The sequence below is a fragment of the uncultured Streptococcus sp. genome (genome assembly GCF_938036805.1).
Taxonomy (GTDB): Bacteria; Bacillota; Bacilli; order Lactobacillales; family Streptococcaceae; genus Streptococcus.
Map to the genome: position 1 here is coordinate 1 of NZ_CALHWC010000228.1, position 17180 is coordinate 17180.

Consider the following 17180-nt stretch of genomic DNA (forward strand, 5'->3'; position numbering starts at 1 on the left):
AAATCGAAGAAATCTTTGAATGGACCAACACTAACCCCTACCTACAAAGAAAAGCTGAAATTATCAATGAAATCTACCTCAATGGTAGCCCACTTGAAAAGAAAGTTGCCAGCGTCTTCCTTGAAACCTTCCTCTTCTACTCTGGTTTCTTTACTCCCCTCTACTATCTTGGTAACAACAAGTTGGCCAACGTTGCGGAAATCATCAAACTGATCATCCGTGATGAATCGGTTCACGGAACTTATATTGGTTACAAATTCCAACTTGGTTTTAATGAATTGCCTGAAGAAGAGCAAGAAAAACTCAAAGAATGGATGTACGACCTGCTCTACACCCTCTACGAAAATGAAGAAGGCTATACAGAAAGCCTCTATGACGGTGTTGGTTGGACCGAAGAAGTCAAAACCTTCCTTCGCTACAATGCCAATAAGGCTCTCATGAACCTCGGACAAGATCCCCTCTTCCCAGATTCAGCAGATGATGTCAATCCAATTGTCATGAACGGAATTTCAACAGGAACATCCAACCACGACTTCTTCTCTCAAGTCGGAAATGGTTACCTTCTTGGTGAAGTTGAAGCCATGCAAGATGATGACTATAATTACGGTTTAACCAAATAATGTGAAAACACTAGAAAACGACTAACTTGATGAATAAGTTAGTCGTTTTTTTATCAGCTAGTGCTTTCGTCCTCAGCTATTTCACTATCCTCTTTCTTAGGAGCCGGCGGTTCATAGGCACGGATAATCTGCGCCACCACTGGATGACGAACCACATCCTTAGCTGAGAAATGGACAAAATCAATCTGGGAGATGTTCTTTAATTTCTCTTGAGCATCAATGAGGCCGGACTTAACATTGCGAGGCAGGTCAATCTGGCTAATGTCTCCATTGACAATCATCTTGGACTGAAAGCCCAGCCGTGTCAGAAACATCTTCATCTGCATGATGGTGGTATTCTGAGCCTCATCCAGAATCACAAAGGCATCATCCAGCGTCCGCCCCCGCATATAGGCTAGGGGTGCAATCTCAATGATTTCTCGCTCCATAAGGCGTGTCGTCTGGTCCTTGCCCAAAATCTGATACAGGGCATCATAGACCGGTCGCAGATATGGATCCACCTTTTCCTTAAGGTCACCAGGCAGAAAGCCCAAACTCTCACCAGCTTCCACAGCTGGCCGTGTCAGAATGATTCGCTTAACCTGCCCACGTTTGAGAGCTGTCACCGCCAAAGTCACCGCCAGAAAGGTCTTCCCTGTTCCGGCTGGACCGATACCAAAGACAATATCATGATTTTTAACACTGTCCACATAGATTTTTTGACCAAGTGTCTTGACCCGAATTGGCTTGCCATAGCTATCCTTGATAATCTCTTCTTCGTAAAGAGCTACAAACTTATCAATTTCATCATTTTTGACCATGGTAATGGCTGTTACCACATCGGGCGTACCGACTGTCATGCCACGATTGACCAAGACCAAGAGAGCCTGAATGACCTGTCGAGTCTCCTCGCAGGCAGCCTCCGTACCCAAAATCTGCACAATCTCGGTTCGGGCATGGATGGTTACCTTCAATTCCTGCTCCATCAAGCGCAGATGACGTTCATTAGAGCCAAAGAGATGAAAGGCATCATCTGGATGACCCAGTTTTAATTCTACTGAATGTTCCTGCAAACAAAGAACCTCTCTATTTTAAAATTTTTGAATGAATTACCTTTATTATATCAAAGCAAGCAGAAAATGACTATCCCTAGCCATTATCCACTTAATGGGCCTGATACTCTTCCCAAATAGCATCAAACTCCCCCAAGTTAAAGGAAAAATTTGCATGCTCCTCCAGAAAACGGCTGACCTCATCAAAATCATCCGTGTGCTTGGGAAAGGCCGTATCCTGAAATGCCAAATCCGCCAAAATAGCTTTGGGCTTATTACTTTTAGGATTGCGCTCCGTCATCAGCCAGCTGTAAAAAGATTTTCTCATTTAAACCAACTCCGTTCCAGTCGGATCTTGCTTGATTTTACCAGCTTTCATCAGCCCACCCAGAGCTTTTTTAAACTGGCCTTTGGAAATGCCAAAGGTAGCCTTAATGTCGTCTGGTGAAGATTTATCGTTCAAAGTCATGAAGCCGCCATTGCTCTCCAGATAGGTCAGGATCATCTGGGCATCGTTTTCCAGCATTTCAAAGGAGCGAGGCTTGAGGGAGAGGTTAAGGGTGCGGTCTACTTCACGGAAGCCAATTACTCGTGCATCCAAGACCTGCCCCAGACGTGGCTCTGCATAACGCTCGCTTGGATGGATAAAGCCCAGCATATTATTCTCTGGCAGGTAGACAAAGGTACCAGAAAGCTTGAGGCGATAAACGATGGCTGGCCAATTTTGATTCTGCATGTTATTGTAGGCAGGACGAGCCAAGCGCTGGAAGTCCTCCTGATAGGCCAGCTGTCCCCAGATGCGGTCTTTCTTATCCACATCCAGACGAATATAGAGGCGGTCGCCCTTTTTTGGCCAGAGTTCCTTGATTTCTGGCAAGATGTCTAGTGACACCACGATTTGCTTATCTGGCAGACCGGTATCGACAAAGACGCCCAGATCCTTGCGAACCTCCGTCACTGTTCCCCAACCAAACTGTTCTTGGGTCGCTGTGACTTCAAGAGTCGTTAGGCGAAGCTTCTGCTTCATATCGCTGTAAGCAAAGCCCTTGACAGATTGACCGAGCTCATGCGGTCCCTCTTCCTTAGAAAGCGCATAAGTCTGTCCGTCCTTCTGAACAAAGTAAAACCGATCGTTTTCATCTGTAATAATCCCCACGATGAAGCTAGCAAGATTTGTATTCATATAGTCCTATTTCTACCTTGCTTCTTCAAATCGCAAGGATTTTAATGTTAAAACAACTCAGTCAGCCAAAGCCAACTGAGTTTTGATTCTGCTAAAATATTAAACTTCTAGAAGTTCTTTTTCCTTATTCGCTGTCATATCATCGATATGCTTCACTGCATCATCAGTGACCTTTTGAATATCCTTTTCAAGAATCTTCAATTCATCTTCAGTGATTTCCTTAGCTTTTTCCTGCTTCTTAGCTTCGTCCATCGCGTCGCGGCGGATGTTACGAATCGCAACCTTAGCATTTTCACCGACTTTTTTCACTTCTTTAGCCAATTCACGACGAGTTTCCTCTGTCAGAGCTGGAATAACCAAACGAATGACAGATCCGTCGCTAGATGGTGTGATACCTAAGTCAGAGGCATTGATCGCACGCTCGATATCCTTGATAGAAGACTTGTCAAAAGGTGTCACTAAAAGAACACGCGCTTCTGGAATTGTGATAGAAGAGAGTTGGTTAAGCGGTGTCTCTACTCCATAGTATTCCACATGGATACGATCCAAAAGGCTAGCATTAGCGCGACCTGCACGGATGCTACCAAATTCACGCGCCAAGCTTTGGTGCGACTGGGTCATTCTTTCTTTTGCTTTTTCTACAATTGCATTTGCCATTTTCTTTTCTCCTGATTTTTATAAATTATTTGAGACAGTTGTCCCGATTTGCTCGCCAAAGACTACTCGTTTGATATTGCCAGGTTCATTCATATTGAAGACGACTAGGTCAATATCATTGTCCATAGAAAGGGTAGAAGCAGTCGAGTCCATGATACGCAAACCTTTGTTGATGACGTCACGGTGGGTCAATTCATCAAACTTAACAGCCGTTTTATCCTTGTTTGGATCGGCATTGTAGACCCCATCCACACCATTTTTAGCCATGAGGATAGCATCTGCCTCAATTTCCGCAGCCCGCAGAGCAGCAGTCGTATCTGTTGAGAAATATGGTGAACCAATACCAGCACCGAAAATAACGATCCGACCTTTTTCCAAGTGACGAAGAGCACGTCCACGAATATAAGGCTCAGCTACCTGCTGCATCGCAATTGCGGTTTGAACGCGAGTGTCAACGCCCACTTGTTGCAGAGAATCTGCCATTACAAGTGCATTCATGACTGTCCCCAACATGCCAGTATAGTCCGCTTGAACGCGATCCATGCCTGCTTCTGCTGCTGGCTCGCCTCGCCAAAGATTACCACCACCGATAACCAAAGCAATTTGAATGCCCAGTTCATGGACTTCCTTGATTTCTTCAGCCATTTTTTGAACAGTGGCGATATTGATACCTACACCTTTTTCGCCAGCCAAAGCTTCTCCAGATAGTTTAATCAAAATACGCTTATATTTAGGTTCTACCATTTTTCTACTCCTTGTTTTATCTGTACTATTTTACCATAAATTCCACTTTTTACCTAGCCCTATTATTCAAAATATTAAATTAAAATACAAAAAGAAAACTTCACCAGATGACTCCAGTGAAGTTGTGATTTATTTGTATTTTAAAGCACGTTTGAAGGTTTTCCAAGCTCCCAAATCATCCGTCTGCAAGACAAGACTGGAGTAGATTCGCCCGATGAAAACTGTCATCATAACCGCAAAAGCAACTGTAATACTTAGAGAAATCCAAGCTTCCAAGCTGGTCGCATAACCATTGATAGCTCGAAAAGGCATGAAAAAGGTTGAGATGAAAGGAAGATAGGAACCAACCTTCAAAATCACATTATCTCCTGCTGTCCCTAAAGCTGAAACTCCCATGAAGCCGACTAAAATCAACATGATAACTGGCGAAAGGACTTTTCCTGTATCTTCTGGTCGAGCCACCATGGAGCCAAGAAAGGCCGACAAAACGACATACATAAAGATGCTAACAGCTACAAAAGCTAGGGTATTCAAAGACACAGCTTCTCCGATATACTGCTGAATGGCCGGATTGCTCTTCAAGACTTGAGATACAAGTGGAATCCTGTCCGCAAAGAGAAAGGCTGCCAGTCCACCAAGAACATAAATACCTAGATGGCTAAGAATCACCGCAAAAATCCCAATCATACGGGCATAGAAATAATCCGTCGCCTTAATACTGGAGAAGATGACTTCCATGATTTTTGTGCCCTTTTCACTGGCCACATCTTGGGCAGTAACGCTGGCATAAGTAATCAAAATCATATAGAGCAGGAAGCCCAGCCCTATTGCAGCAAAGGTCTGAACCATCTTCTTACTTTCTTTATTTTCATCAATTTTTTCTTCAAACTGGACTGTCCGCGCAAGAATCTGACTCTGCTCAGCTGATAAATTGGCCTGAGCCAAGTTTAAAGCCTGCTGGACCTGAATAAGGGAATTGGACAGAGCCATTTTCGTTGCAGCGTTCATGCTGGTTTCTGCATAGTAGGTGGCAGAGAGCTGTCCGTCTTTTTCCTCAATCGTCAGATAGCCTGCGATTTTCTTATCTTTTACAGCCTGCTTGGCTGCTGCTTCATCTTTGTACTGAAAACTCAGCTGATCTTCAGCTCTTAACACTTCTCTGACAGAATCAAGCTGGGTTAGCACTGCCACCTTTTTTGAAGAGGCCATAGAGCTCCCCTGCAGATAACCAATCCCCAAGCTCAACCCAAGAAAGAGAAATGGAGACAAGACCATAAAGACAAAACTCCAAGATTTGACATGACGCAGGTAGGTTTCTTTGATTACGATTAACATTTGTTTCATACTTCCACCCCTGATTCTAATTTGAAAATTTCATCAATTGTCGGTGCCTGCTGGTCAAAAGTTGCCACATAGCTTCCCTGAGTCAAGCGATCAAACAATTCAGGACCAGCTGTTTCGTCATCCAAAATCAATTTCCAGATACCTTGCTTGGTCTGCGTCGCCTTAACAACATGGGGCAGGGCTTCTAATTCAGCCTGAGACAAGTCACTTGAAACGAAAAGACGAGTCTTGCCATATTGGTTGCGGACTGCCTGCACATCCCCATTGAGAACCACTTGCCCGTCACGAATCATTAAGACATCATCACACAGCTCTTCCACATTTGTCATGACATGATCCGAGAAGATAATCGTCGCTCCGCGCTTTTTCTCTTCAATAATGACTTCTTTCAGGATTTCAGTATTGACAGGATCCAGACCGCTGAAAGGCTCATCTAAAATAATCAAGTCTGGCTCATGCAGGAGCGTGATAATCAGCTGAACCTTTTGCTGGTTCCCCTTAGACAAGCTCTTGATTTTGTCGGTTAATTTTCCCTTGACCTGAAGCTTTTCCATCCATTGGGGCAGTTTTTCTTTGACAACAGCTGTCGGCACACCCTTTAGATTTGCCAGATAGCGCACTTGTTCAAAGACCGTCAGCTTGGGCATCAGGCTTCTTTCCTCAGGCAGATAGCCAATCCTGCTATAGGTCTCCTGCTCAATCGCCTGCCCCTCGAAACGAATCTCTCCACTATAGTCTAGGAAGCGCAAAATACTGTGAAAAATCGTTGTTTTCCCAGCACCGTTTTTCCCAATTAAACCAAGGATATGCCCCGGCTGGGCTTCAAAATCAATACCGAACAAGACTTGCTTTTGCCCAAAACTTTTTTCTAGTTTTTCTACATGAAGCATACGAAACCTCCTATTATGATACTAAGATTATTATACTACTTTGAAAGCAGTTTTTCATCTTTTTGTCCTACTATACAAGAAATTTTCTCTCTATTTTTCATAAATAGAATAAGAAATCCGCTCCAGCTAATACCACAAAAAATGAGGCTCGAAAACCTCATTCATTCAATGTATTTTATTCATCGCTCTTTATTGACCACCCAGTTGAGGAGCTTGGTCAGAAGAGTCCAGAGAACAAAGCTAATGATGATAATATAAAGCCAAGCATTTTTATCATCTGACAAAGGCAGGGGTACATTCATACCGAAGAAGCCAGTGATGACTGCTAGGACTGCCAGAAGAACCAAAATAATAGTCAAGACAGTCAAATTATCATTCAGATTGTTGTTCAGGATGTTATTGTAGGAGCCCGAAAGCTGGCTAAGAACCTGAGCAATCAAATCCGTCATTGAAACCAGCTGACGTGCCTCAATCATGGCATCTTCAAACTGCTCGGTTTCTAGTTCATCAAAGCCACGATAAACAGCATGGCTCTTGATATGCTCTAAAAGTATACTATTTTGCTTGGATGCCGCTACTAGGTAGACCATGGAGGTTTCTAAGTCCGAGAGGGCAAACAGATGCTTTTTGGTGGTCTTCTGACGCAAAAGTCTGTTTAGCTCATCCTTTCGCTTGTCCATCTGCTCAATGACCGGATAATAGGAATTGGAAATCAACTCTAGACTGGCAAAAAGAAACTTATAGACTGACACAGGCTCATGATGCTCCGTGTAGGCCTTCATGATATCAACCACATAGGCATTGTCTTGATTGCTGATGGTGATGAGACGATCCTGCTGAACCACAAAAGTCATCGGAATGGTCTCATAGTAGTCCTTCTCTGTCGCTAAATTCAGCACATTATAGATGAAAAGAACCGTTCCATTCTCACGATTGTAGTCCATGTGAGCTCGCTCGTTTTTATCCAGCGCATACTCGATAGTTTCAAGGTCGATATTATAATCCTGATAAATCTGTCCATTCTTTTTAACATCATCTGAGTCAATGTTGATCCAGATAGATTGGTCTTTTAGTTTTCTTTCCAGAAACATAGAACTCCTTTCTGCGATCTAGAATGATTGTCTAATAGTTCATACATAATGCCCACACTTAGCCCCATAGCCAAAGCTCCTATATCCTGACAATAACCAAACAAATCGATATTATTTTCTAAACATAAGTGTAAGGCAGGTAGCTAGGCCTCTCACTACCCGTTACGACGGAAAGTTTTACGAATCGATAATATTCGTAAAACTTTACTAGTGGAGCGCCTAGCCAAGTTCCATAGAAACTTGGCGTTAGTTACTTAGATTGTTACACAATCAAGTAACTTTGGCGATCTACATCTTCTCTTCTAACTCTACATCTGGATATTTATCCGCAAACCAGCGGAGGGCAAAGTCATTTTCAAAGAGGAAGACTGGTTGGTCGAAACGGTCCTTGGCCAAGATATTGCGACTTGAGGACATGCGCTCGTCTAAGTCCTCTGGCTTGATCCAACGAACTGTCTTTTTACCCATTGGGCTCATAACCACTTCTGCATTGTACTCGCCTTCCATGCGGTGTTTAAAGACTTCAAACTGGAGTTGGCCGACGGCGCCCAGCATGTACTCGCCTGTTTGGTAATTCTTATAAAGCTGAATGGCTCCCTCTTGAACCAACTGCTCAATCCCCTTGTGGAAGGATTTTTGCTTCATGACGTTCTTAGCAGAAACTTTCATGAAAATCTCAGGTGTAAAGGTGGGCAATGGTTCAAATTCAAACTTATTTTTTCCAACCGTCAAGGTGTCCCCAACTTGATAAGTACCGGTATCGTAAACTCCGATAATATCTCCTGCTACGGCATTGGTTACATTCTCACGACTTTCCGCCATAAACTGAGTAACATTCGACAGTTTGGCAGTCTTACCAGTACGAGGCAGGTTGACACTCATGCCACGCTCAAATTCACCCGATACGATACGGACAAAAGCGATACGGTCTCGGTGACGAGGATCCATGTTGGCTTGGATTTTAAAGACAAATCCTGAGAAATCCTTATCATAAGGATCCACAATTTCGCCATCTGTCTTCTTGTGACCATGCGGTTCTGGCGCAAACTTGAGGAAGGTCTCAAGGAAGGTCTGCACTCCAAAGTTAGTCAAGGCTGAGCCAAAGAAGACAGGAGTTAGCTCACCAGCTAAAATAGCTTCCTCTGAGAACTCATTTCCTGCTTCCTTCAAAAGCTCAATATCATCTTTTACTTGTTCATAGAATGGGTTGCTAGCAAAGAGTTTATCGCCATCTTCCAGACTAGCAAAACGCTCATCCCCTTTATAGAGCTCCAAGCGTTGGTTATAGAGGTCGTACAAGCCTTCAAAGGCTTTCCCCATCCCGATTGGCCAGTTCATCGGGTAGCTCGCAATCCCCAAGACTTCTTCCAACTCTTGCAAGAGGTCCAGTGGCTCACGTCCGTCACGGTCCAGCTTATTCATAAAGGTAAAGACTGGAATACCACGGTGTTTAACAACTTCAAACAATTTCTTGGTTTGGGCCTCGATACCCTTGGCAGAATCCACGACCATGACCGCAGCATCCACCGCCATCAAGGTCCGATAGGTATCTTCTGAGAAGTCCTCGTGCCCTGGTGTGTCTAGGATGTTCACGCGTTTGCCATCGTAGTCAAATTGCATAACAGATGAAGTTACCGAAATTCCACGTTGTTTCTCGATATCCATCCAGTCAGACTTGGCAAAAGTCCCTGTTTTCTTTCCTTTTACAGTACCAGCCTCACGAATCTCGCCTCCAAAGTAGAGCAACTGCTCAGTGATGGTTGTTTTCCCCGCGTCCGGGTGGGAAATAATGGCAAAGGTGCGGCGTTTCTTAATTTCTTCTTGTAAAGTCATCTTCTTCTCTTTCTTTCATTTTAGGATAATGGTGAATGTCAGTATTTTTTATTTTACATTGGAATATTCTAATCCTTTCAACCTACCTATTATAGCGGATTTAGCGCTTTTTTTCAATTATATAAGAAAGATAAAAATCGCCCTTTCCAGCGATTCTATTCTTTATATTTGGCTAACTTGTCTTAAAATCTGACAATGACACTGCTAAAGATAAAAATTACATAGATTAAGATTAAAGTAAGATTTAAAGAAAAGTCCTGCCAAATAAACTTGACAGGAGCTATAACATTCAATATTAAACAATTTCCAGTTGTTTTTTCCACCGTTTCTTAAATACTTCATCAAAAAGAAGCAAGGTAGCGGACAAAATAATCGACACAGCTAGATATTTTACTAAAAGATTGTGCTGACTGATAAAAGGTGGGCTTTTTAGCAGACCGTAATTTCCACCCGTCACTTGATTGACGCCGACAAGAAAGGCATCGAGCACAAAAGTATAGAGAACAATCATGTATTTCTTGAGTTGGGTCTTGTCGTAGTGATTCATCAGATAAATAAGGGAATTGACTAAGAGCGCATAGTGACCAATCAGGAAAGAAAAGCTGGTAATGTGTGGGAAATCATAAGGATCAAAGACTGGATAGCCAAGTGCAAAGACTGCTCCGCTGGCTCCTAAGAGGGCGAAATACTGCTTGCTAGGCCATTTATCTGGCAGAAAGACCACCGCAAACATGGCCAAACGGCAATGGTACAGAGGCAGACTATTTGCCAGAGGAAGCTGAAAACCCACATACCAACTATAAAGAACTACCAGTTGGCACAACTGAAGAATTTTCATGCTTTTGATAAAGCTAGGATTCTTATGGTATTTTATCGATGCGTAGACAGACAGCAAAAGCAATGCCATCATCAAAGAGTAGGCCAAAGCTGAAACAAAGGGTGGTTCAGTTTGGTTGGTAGTCAAAAAATGATGCATCCAGTTTCCTTTCTACTTCTAAAATCTGTATGTTCAAACTCCCAGTCAGATTGAAAATCTAGGCAGAATTTTCCTAGTTGCTAGAGAAATCATTTCCTCTTCCAATCTTTATTGAGTCAATCGCTCTGTCTGTCTTTCCTTCATTTCTTTGAACAAGTAAGAAAATAGAAGCAAGGCCGTCGCTAAGACCACAGACACGATCATATAATTCCCAAGCATACCATGATCCCCCACCAGAGGCGGATCCTTTAAGAAACCGTAGTTTCCTCCGAATGCAATATTTCCAAGCAAGATGAGGAAATCTAAGCCAAAGGTAATTTCTATGATACGTCGATAGGACAGATTAAATCTATCATAATGCTTCATCAGGTAGATAATCGAATTGCCTAACAAAGCCAAATGACCGATGAAAAACGAAAATAGCGTGATATGCGGAAATGAATAGGGATCCAAAATCGGATAAACAATGGCGCAAATCGGTCCAAATACTCCCAATAAGGCAAAATATTGCTTATAGGCTACTTTATCTGGCAGTAGCAAGACAGCAAACATAGCGACTCGGCAATGGTATAAGGGGAGACTCTCCGACAAAGGCTCCTGAATAGCCAAGTACCAGCCATACAAAGAGACTAATTGCACAATTTGGGCAACTCTAAAAAAAGTCTGCACTTTCTTTTGCTCAAAATAACGACTAGCAACATAGATGACGGACACTAGGCTCATCATGAGCAGAATATAAGCAAAAGGCGTCATCACAGGCGGTTCTGTTTTGTGACTAGTAAAAAAATCTAGTAAATTCATCTTTCAAATTTTCATCCTAATACATAATTTTTAAAGACACTGAGCTTGTTCTTCCTAGCAAAGTCCTTCATTTCTTTTCAAAAAGTTTTTCAGTTGTCTATCTAGACTAGAGGAAATATCAGTTGTCCACATGCTCCAAGGCCTCCACTAGTTTATCCAACTTCATTGAATTACTGCCCTTGAGCAAGATTTGGTCGGCTGATTGCAACCAAGTCTTAACGGTCTTGGCCAAATCTTCAAATTGATCCTTGTCAGCATTTTTAACAAAATAATGCACTCGATTTGGTGGGTAGATTTCCCGAGCATAGACGTAGAGGGCTTCCATATCCTCTCCATAGAGGAAAAGGTCAGTAATAATCTCAGGGTTAAGACTGGTAATCATGGCTCCGTGCATCAGCTTGGAGTCAGCTCCCAGCTCCTTCATATCGGCTAAGACTGCAGCCTTGCGGCCGCCTTGAGTGGCTGGAATCGTTGAGAAGGTCTCAAGAATCAAGCGCATGGCTGTTGGATTAGCATTGTAGACATCTGACAGGATATCGGCCCCATTAGCCGCCTTCTTCCACTCGGTTCGATTGCGGGTCAATTCCAGCTGGGCAAAAGCCTGACGAATCGCCGACTCACTGACACCCTCTTGCAAGGCTACGTAAGAGGCGATCATGGCGTTGGTCGCATTGTATTTGCCAGTCACAGGTAAGTCAATCGCCTGCTCCAGAAAATTCGCTTCAAAGGTCAAATTATCCTTGCGCTCTTCTAGACGAGTCAGACAAATATCTGCATCGGGACCAAAGCGAACTACTTTTTGCTGGTCTGGCAGAAAATCATTGACGATCTTATCAGCCGGAGCCAAGAGCAGGCCACCTTTCTTCATGCCATCCGCAATCTGCATCTTACCTTTAGCAATCTCTGTACGGCTTCCGAAAAATTCTAAATGAGCTTCACCAATCAAGGTCACAATGCCAGTCTTTGGCTTGGCAATTTCAGACAGAAGATGGATATCCCCCAAGTGGTCCTGACCCATTTCCAAAACTAGCTTTTCTGTGTCATCTGGCATGTGGAGCACCGTGTAGGGCAGACCGATTTCATTATTATAGTTTCCTTGAGTTTTATAGGTTTTGTAGCTAGTAGCCAATAGCTGAGCCAGCATATCCTTGGTCGTGGTCTTCCCATTGGAGCCTGTCACAGCGAGCACATCTACACCTGTCTTTTCCAGATAGTATTGAGCCAAGCCTTGAAAGGCCGCTAGCACATCATCGACCAAGACATAAGGTCCTTCTGCTACTGGACGCTCAGACAAGGTAGCCGCAGCTCCCTGAGCGAAGGCTGTCGCGATAAAGTCATGGCCGTCACGCGCCCCCTTGAGCGGGATAAAAAGATCCCCCGTCTCAATCAAACGGCTGTCAAATTCAGCATTTCTAAAAGTCACATTTTCAAACTGACTGACATCATTTTTGGCAGCCAAGACTTCTGCTATTTCATATAAATCTAATTTCATATTTTTAACTCATTTTTACGCTTTTTCCCCAAAAAGAAGGGATTGAGGCCAGACTAAATATTAAAAGTTCAGTCTGTCATCTCAGTCCCTCCATTATATCATAATTATAAAAGATGCGCTTCTCTCTTAGCAAAAGCCTCTTCAGCTAGATTTACCAATTTCTCAATCAACTCAGAATAAGGCAGTCCCATATTTTCCCAGAGCAGGGGATACATAGACCATTGGGTAAATCCAGGCATGGTGTTGAGCTCATTGAGGAAGATGTCCCCCTCTTCGGTGTAAAAGAAATCACAGCGAGCCAATCCCTGTCCGCCCAAGGCACGAAAGGCTGTCTCAGCATTCGTACGCATGACTGAAATAACCTCGTCTGAGATTTTTGCAGGAATATCCATGGTAATCTTATTGTCAATATACTTGGCTTCATAGTCGTAGAAAGCCACATCTTTGACCACTTCGCCCGGCAAGGTACTCTTAACGTCATAATTTCCTAAGAGACCAACCTCAATCTCACGCGCATTGACTCCCTGCTCAACCAAGACACGGCTGTCGTACTTGAAGGCCAAATCCAATGCTGCCCGCAGCTCCTCTTGATTATCAGACTTAGAAATACCGACACTAGAGCCCATGTTAGACGGTTTGGTAAAAATCGGATAAGTCAATTTTTCTTCGATTTCGGCAATTTTTTCTTCCAGATTTTCACCCTCAATCACTGCTACATAAGGAACCTGTGGGATTCCAGCAGATTCCAGAATACGTTTGGTAGTGATTTTGTCCATGGCAACACTGGAAGACAAGATATTGCAGCCCACATAAGGAAGGCGCAGCACTTCAAGAAAGCCTTGGATAGAGCCATCCTCGCCCATAGGTCCATGAAGAACAGGAAAGACAACTGCATTTTCCTCATAAATGTCACTCGGTTTGACTTGCTGTGAAAGATCAACCGTTGCATTGGTCATGAGCTTTTCATCTGTAGCTGGTTTTTCTGTAAATTCCTGCGTTTTGATAAAATCGCCAGCTTTTGTGATGAAATAAGTCTTGACAGAAAATTTGTCATAGTTGATAGCTCGCATGACACTCTCAGCCGACAAGACTGAAACTTCTCGCTCAGCGCTGCGGCCACCGTATAGTAAAATCAAGGTTTGTTTGACCATTATCTTATCCTAACATTTCTAGCTATAAGTTCATTTTGGGTTGCCCCATCTTCTTTTTAGACTGTTTCAGTATATCATATTTCCCCGCATTTTTGAATAGAAAAAAGACTTCCAAAGCTGTTTTTCAGCAGGAAATCTTTCTTTCATCTTACAATTCTGTCCGATTTTCAATCGCTCGGAGCAGGGTCACTTCGTCTGCGTATTCGATATCAGCGCCGACAGCCAGTCCGCGGGCCAATCGAGTCACCTTGATACCTGCAGGCTTGAGGACCCGCGAAATATACATAGAAGTCGCTTCTCCGTCAGCCGTTGCATTGGTAGCCACAATCACTTCCGTCACTTGGTTGTCCATCAAGCGAGTCAAGAGACTCTTAAGGTTGATGTCATCTGGTCCTACACCGTTCATAGGGGAGATGAGGCCGTGAAGAACATGATAAAGGCCGTGGTATTCTTGGATATTTTCCATGGCAGACACATCGCGACTATCCTCAACGATCAAAATCACAGTCTGATCGCGCGTTTGATCCGTACAGATAGCACAAGGATCATCGTCCGTCAGATTGCCACAGATAGAGCAGTAAGTCAGCTCACGCTTGGCAGCTAGTAGATTTTTGGCGAATTCATTGACATCATCGTCACTCATCCCGATGGTATAAAAGGCCAGACGAGTAGCTGTCTTGATGCCGATCCCCGGCAGTTTGGAAAAGCTATCAATCAATTTAGCGATAGGAGTTGGATAAAGCATTATAGTAATCGTTGAGCAGTAAAATCTTGATCTGATTCTACTGCTTTTCCTTTCTAATTCATAGGGTGCTGTTGATTATAAAGGTTAATAATATCACGGGTAATACTGTGGCTGACCGTTGAGGAAAGGTCAGTATTGTGCGGAAATACCACGGCTACAGCTATTTTAGGATTATCGCTTGGTGCATAGGATACGACATTGGTGTTGATAGCAGATGTGCCACCGTTGACAAAAGTTTCGGCAGTCCCTGTTTTGGCACTGATAGAAACCATAGCGCCCTGCGCAATCGTCCGTCCAGTTGTAAAGCCACTCCATCCATTGACCACCTGATAGAAACCTTGTTTTATCAGAGCCATATTTTCCTCGGAAATATTAACCTGATTTAGTTCTTTTGTTTCCTTCTTCTCAATCAAGTCTCCCAGTCCACCTTGGTCATTGTTGGCGTAAATGCCTTCAACCAGATGCGGAGCTACCCGTTTGCCGTTATTGGCTACCGTCGACGCATATTGAGCCAACTGAAGTGGTGTGTAGTTATCAAACTGACCAAAAGCATCCGTAATATAATTGCTGACTGTGAAGTTTTTGGGAATATAGCCTGTAGATTCTGTCGGTAAATCAATCCCTGTCTCAGTCCCTAGACCATATTCTGCAAAAGTCGAACGGAGTTTTTTCATTGAAGCATTGACGTTGTTGGTTCCTAAGGCCATATTTGGGCTATACGGAGTCCCCAGCATATTTAGGGCTACCTGAACCATATAGGTATTAGACGAATATTCCAGAGCCTCCACCGCCGTAATAGAACGTGAACCATAGGCCGTAAACCAAGAATTGATGGGAGCAGAACCCGCGAAAAGAATCGGCTGATCGACCAAGGATTGATTTCCTGAAATGGCTCCGTACTGCCAACCAGCGGTTAAGGTAGCCGCCTTGACGACAGAACCAGGAACAAAGACATTTGTAACGGTACCCAGCGCATCCGCCGAGATTTCGCCTGTTTCCAGATCATGCTTAACACCAGCCAGCGCCAAGATTGATCCCGTATTGGGATCCATAGCCACGGCATAGACACCTTCTGAATAGGTAGCATTGCCTTTGGCTAACTCCATATTAAAGGCATTTCTGAGAATATCCTCAACTCCCTGCTGAAAGCTCAGATCCACCGTTAGCTTCAGGTTATTTCCCTTGCTGCCTTCGGAAATGGTCTCAACACTCTCCATATTCCCATTTTTGTCCAGCCGAATTTCTTTTTCCGCTCGTTTTCCTTGCAAAACAGACTCATACTCTTTTTCCAGATAAGAAATTCCCACTCGGTCATTCAGAGAATAGCCCTTCTTGACATAGTCATCTGCTTCCTCGGCTGGCAGACCCGTTTTTTCGGTCGAGATATGACCGACAATCGAAGCCAGCGATGTTTCCAAGACTTTTCGGTTCCAGCTGGTTGAAATACTAATACCCGGAAGCTCTTTGCCGATGGACGCAATCGTAGCAACCTGCTCCGTCGTCAAATCATCCGTCTGAATCGTCCCTGTTGAAAAGTTTGGCACTGCATTCATCTGGCTAAACAGAGCAATAATCTTCTTTTCCTCATCTGTATAGCCTAGTTGGCTTGGATCAATACTCTCTACCGCCGCTTTATAAATCTTGGATTCAGGTAGACGATTGCCATCTGTATCAAATTTATCTTCCTTGGGTAATTTTTCAACCACTTCACGGTAAACTTTATTGTCCGCCAGATAATAGTCAACCTCTTGGCGTTCGGTCACTTTTAGATCCGACACCGACACATATTGCAGTAACTTTTGTGCTGTTTCACGGATTTCTTCTGCTGTCAGTTTATTGTCTCGCGTAAAGGTCACCACTTGCTTGGTTGTATTTTCCACCAAGGGCTTTCCTGAAGCGTCATAGATCTGCCCACGAACCGAACTCGATTTAATCTTCGTTTTACTTGCTTTAGCTAATTTATCTGTATAAAATTCTTGATTGACGACCTGCATATAGCCCAGACGAGCGATCAGCACCAAAAATAAGGCTCCGACAATTCCAAATAGAAGGTAGAGTCGGCCTGTGATAGAATGACTATTAAATTTTCTCTTAGACATTTCCTCTCTCATCCTCGTAAAAATCTATCTTTTATTTTACCACATTTCCCCAGCAATGAAGCATGGAAATCTAAAAGGATCGAAAAAGAATTTTTCTCCAACAATGAGAAAAAGCCCTGCTAGGCAGAGCTTCATAATCAATTATTTTCCAAGGTAGTATTCAGCAACTACATTCAATTTTTCGTCAAATTCGAATACCAATGGTGGGAAGTTAGGGATTTCCACGTCCATGATTTCGTCATCTGACAATTGTTTGATGTGTTTTACAAGGGCACGGATTGAGTTACCGTGAGCTCCTACGAATACGTTTTTACCATCTTTAAGTGCTGGAGCGATTTTGTCTTCCCAGAATGGAAGGGCACGTTCCAAAGTCACTTTCAAGTTTTCAGCATCTGGAATAACTGAGTCGTCAAGTGAAGCATAACGACGGTCAGTGTGAGCTGAGTGCTCATCATCACGATCCATGTTTGGAGGCAATACATCGTATGAACGACGCCAGATGTGAACTTGCTCATCACCAAAT

At 43.4% G+C, this 17180-nt stretch carries 17 protein-coding genes; 1 reads left to right on the top strand and 16 read right to left on the bottom strand.

The features are described 5' to 3' along the window. On the top strand, window positions 1-620 hold a 620-nt coding region (locus tag Q0191_RS10290; RefSeq protein ID WP_297666159.1), incomplete at its 5' end, for a ribonucleotide-diphosphate reductase subunit beta. A 53-nt stretch (window positions 621-673) separates the two neighbouring features. On the opposite strand, the gene Q0191_RS10295 is transcribed toward Q0191_RS10290, so the two are convergent. From Q0191_RS10295 to Q0191_RS10370, 16 genes are all read right to left on the bottom strand, one after another. Then, complete coding sequence (locus Q0191_RS10295; protein ID WP_297666160.1) at window positions 674-1672, bottom strand: PhoH family protein; 999 nt, start codon at window positions 1670-1672, stop codon at window positions 674-676. A 91-nt stretch (window positions 1673-1763) separates the two neighbouring features. Beyond that, window positions 1764-1979: a YozE family protein gene (locus Q0191_RS10300; RefSeq protein ID WP_005589581.1), complete on the bottom strand. Its 216-nt coding sequence runs from the start codon at window positions 1977-1979 to the stop codon at window positions 1764-1766. Then, window positions 1980-2834 carry an RNA-binding virulence regulatory protein CvfB gene (gene cvfB, locus Q0191_RS10305; protein ID WP_015604550.1) on the bottom strand — a complete coding sequence of 285 codons (855 nt, stop codon included), beginning with the start codon at window positions 2832-2834 and terminating at the stop codon, window positions 1980-1982. It abuts the gene before it with no gap. Between the two features lie 99 nt (window positions 2835-2933). After that, entirely contained in the window at window positions 2934-3491 is a 558-nt protein-coding gene (gene frr / locus Q0191_RS10310) for a ribosome recycling factor (protein WP_297666161.1), read from the bottom strand. Between the two features lie 18 nt (window positions 3492-3509). After that, the gene (pyrH, locus tag Q0191_RS10315; RefSeq protein WP_005589574.1) at window positions 3510-4235 is read right to left on the bottom strand and encodes a UMP kinase; all 726 of its coding nucleotides are present in this window, start codon (window positions 4233-4235) and stop codon (window positions 3510-3512) included. A 129-nt stretch (window positions 4236-4364) separates the two neighbouring features. After that, entirely contained in the window at window positions 4365-5579 is a 1215-nt protein-coding gene (locus tag Q0191_RS10320; protein WP_297666162.1) for an ABC transporter permease, read from the bottom strand. Beyond that, window positions 5576-6469 (bottom strand): ABC transporter ATP-binding protein, encoded by an 894-nt coding sequence (locus Q0191_RS10325; protein WP_125388048.1) that lies wholly within the window; start codon window positions 6467-6469, stop codon window positions 5576-5578. The genes Q0191_RS10320 and Q0191_RS10325 overlap by 4 nt, the downstream gene beginning before the upstream one ends. Window positions 6470-6648: 179 nt before the next feature. Then, window positions 6649-7560: a magnesium transporter CorA family protein gene (locus Q0191_RS10330; RefSeq protein ID WP_297666163.1), complete on the bottom strand. Its 912-nt coding sequence runs from the start codon at window positions 7558-7560 to the stop codon at window positions 6649-6651. 288 nt (window positions 7561-7848) lie between these two features. Beyond that, window positions 7849-9393, bottom strand: a complete 1545-nt coding sequence (locus Q0191_RS10335) for a peptide chain release factor 3 (protein ID WP_297666164.1) — start codon at window positions 9391-9393, stop codon at window positions 7849-7851. Window positions 9394-9688: 295 nt separating this feature from the next. Further along, window positions 9689-10369: a TIGR02206 family membrane protein gene (locus Q0191_RS10340; protein ID WP_297666165.1), complete on the bottom strand. Its 681-nt coding sequence runs from the start codon at window positions 10367-10369 to the stop codon at window positions 9689-9691. A 108-nt stretch (window positions 10370-10477) separates the two neighbouring features. Continuing rightward, complete coding sequence (locus tag Q0191_RS10345) at window positions 10478-11170, bottom strand: TIGR02206 family membrane protein (RefSeq protein WP_297666166.1); 693 nt, start codon at window positions 11168-11170, stop codon at window positions 10478-10480. Window positions 11171-11288: 118 nt separating this feature from the next. Next, on the bottom strand, window positions 11289-12662 hold the full coding sequence (murF, locus tag Q0191_RS10350; RefSeq protein WP_297666167.1) for a UDP-N-acetylmuramoyl-tripeptide--D-alanyl-D-alanine ligase: 1374 nt from the start codon (window positions 12660-12662) through the stop codon (window positions 11289-11291). 104 nt (window positions 12663-12766) lie between these two features. After that, window positions 12767-13813, bottom strand: coding sequence for a D-alanine--D-alanine ligase (locus Q0191_RS10355; RefSeq protein ID WP_297666168.1), 1047 nt, complete (start codon window positions 13811-13813; stop codon window positions 12767-12769). 148 nt (window positions 13814-13961) lie between these two features. Beyond that, entirely contained in the window at window positions 13962-14558 is a 597-nt protein-coding gene (gene recR / locus Q0191_RS10360) for a recombination mediator RecR (RefSeq protein WP_297666169.1), read from the bottom strand. 53 nt (window positions 14559-14611) lie between these two features. Beyond that, a complete protein-coding gene (pbp2b, locus tag Q0191_RS10365) occupies window positions 14612-16669 on the bottom strand; it encodes a penicillin-binding protein PBP2B (protein WP_297666170.1) in 2058 nt (685 codons plus the stop codon). A gap of 129 nt (window positions 16670-16798) precedes the next feature. Next, a partial coding sequence (locus Q0191_RS10370) for a 2,3-bisphosphoglycerate-dependent phosphoglycerate mutase (RefSeq protein ID WP_297666171.1) occupies window positions 16799-17180 on the bottom strand: 382 nt, incomplete at its 5' end.

What these genes read in the sequence shown, in the direction of transcription:
- pbp2b (WP_297666170.1), bottom strand. Translation starts at nt 16,669, where the DNA reads ATGAGAGAGGAAATGTCTAAGAGAAAATTTAATAGTCATTCTATCACA.
- pyrH (WP_005589574.1), bottom strand. Translation starts at nt 4,235, where the DNA reads ATGGTAGAACCTAAATATAAGCGTATTTTGATTAAACTATCTGGAGAA.
- Q0191_RS10300 (WP_005589581.1), bottom strand. Translation starts at nt 1,979, where the DNA reads ATGAGAAAATCTTTTTACAGCTGGCTGATGACGGAGCGCAATCCTAAA.
- Q0191_RS10355 (WP_297666168.1), bottom strand. Translation starts at nt 13,813, where the DNA reads ATGGTCAAACAAACCTTGATTTTACTATACGGTGGCCGCAGCGCTGAG.
- frr (WP_297666161.1), bottom strand. Translation starts at nt 3,491, where the DNA reads ATGGCAAATGCAATTGTAGAAAAAGCAAAAGAAAGAATGACCCAGTCG.
- Q0191_RS10335 (WP_297666164.1), bottom strand. Translation starts at nt 9,393, where the DNA reads ATGACTTTACAAGAAGAAATTAAGAAACGCCGCACCTTTGCCATTATT.
- Q0191_RS10340 (WP_297666165.1), bottom strand. Translation starts at nt 10,369, where the DNA reads ATGCATCATTTTTTGACTACCAACCAAACTGAACCACCCTTTGTTTCA.
- Q0191_RS10345 (WP_297666166.1), bottom strand. Translation starts at nt 11,170, where the DNA reads ATGAATTTACTAGATTTTTTTACTAGTCACAAAACAGAACCGCCTGTG.
- Q0191_RS10320 (WP_297666162.1), bottom strand. Translation starts at nt 5,579, where the DNA reads ATGAAACAAATGTTAATCGTAATCAAAGAAACCTACCTGCGTCATGTC.
- recR (WP_297666169.1), bottom strand. Translation starts at nt 14,558, where the DNA reads ATGCTTTATCCAACTCCTATCGCTAAATTGATTGATAGCTTTTCCAAA.
- murF (WP_297666167.1), bottom strand. Translation starts at nt 12,662, where the DNA reads ATGAAATTAGATTTATATGAAATAGCAGAAGTCTTGGCTGCCAAAAAT.
- Q0191_RS10330 (WP_297666163.1), bottom strand. Translation starts at nt 7,560, where the DNA reads ATGTTTCTGGAAAGAAAACTAAAAGACCAATCTATCTGGATCAACATT.
- cvfB (WP_015604550.1), bottom strand. Translation starts at nt 2,834, where the DNA reads ATGAATACAAATCTTGCTAGCTTCATCGTGGGGATTATTACAGATGAA.
- Q0191_RS10325 (WP_125388048.1), bottom strand. Translation starts at nt 6,469, where the DNA reads ATGCTTCATGTAGAAAAACTAGAAAAAAGTTTTGGGCAAAAGCAAGTC.